Raw genomic sequence first — 785 nt, 5'->3', positions numbered from 1 at the left:
TTGTCGGCGGCGCCGGTGGTAGGTCCGCTCGATCCACGTGACGATCGCGGTGCGGAGGTCTTGCCGGGTGGTCCAGGTTCGGCGGTCGAGGACGTTGTTCTGCAGCAGGGCGAAGAAGGACTCCATGGCGGCGTTGTCGCCGGCAGAGCCGACTCTTCCCATGGATCCGGTCAGGCCGTTGCGGTGCAGAGCGTGGACGAATTTCCTTGATCGGAATTGCGATCCGCGGTCGGAATGGACGGTGCAGCCGACCACCTCTCCCCTCCTCGCGACCGCGTTGTCCAGTGCGTTCACCGCGAGGCGGGCCTTCATCCGGTCCGCGATGGAGTAGCCGACGATCCGGCCGGAGAAGGCATCCTTGACCGCACACAAGTACAACTTGCCCTGGCTGGTGGGGTGTTCGGTTATATCGGTCAGCCACAGCTGGTTCGGTCCGGTCGCGGTGAAGTCTCGCTGGACGAGGTCGTCGTGCACGGCCGGACCCGGTCTCTTGCCGTTCTTCGATCGCTTCTTCCCGAACGCCGACCACCAGGCGTTGTCCCGGCAGATCCGCCAAGCGGTCCGCTCGCTCATCCGCTCCCCGGCCGTCTCGGCCTCCCCGGCGAGGAAGCGGTAGCCGAACTCGGGGTCGTCGCGGTGGGCGTCGAACAGTGCGTCCGCGCGGTATGCGGCAACGAGCTCGGCGCCGGTGACCGGCCGGCGGAGCCAGCGGTAGTAGTGCTGGCGGGAGAGCTTGAGCACCCGGCACGCGACCGCGACGGGGACTCCGTCGGCGGCGAGCTCTC

The 785-nt window shown here is 67.8% G+C and carries 1 protein-coding gene; it reads right to left on the bottom strand.

All coding sequences use genetic code 11. The features are described 5' to 3' along the window. Nucleotides 1–785 (bottom strand): IS3 family transposase (locus ACL06G_RS21460; protein WP_412836526.1); only part of this gene is annotated, 785 nt, incomplete at both ends.

Source organism: Streptomyces callyspongiae (genome assembly GCF_047200695.1).
Lineage (GTDB): Bacteria > Actinomycetota > Actinomycetes > Streptomycetales > Streptomycetaceae > Streptomyces.
The sequence above is the reverse complement of the archived record's forward strand: the minus strand, read 5'-3'. Positions and strand labels throughout refer to the sequence as shown.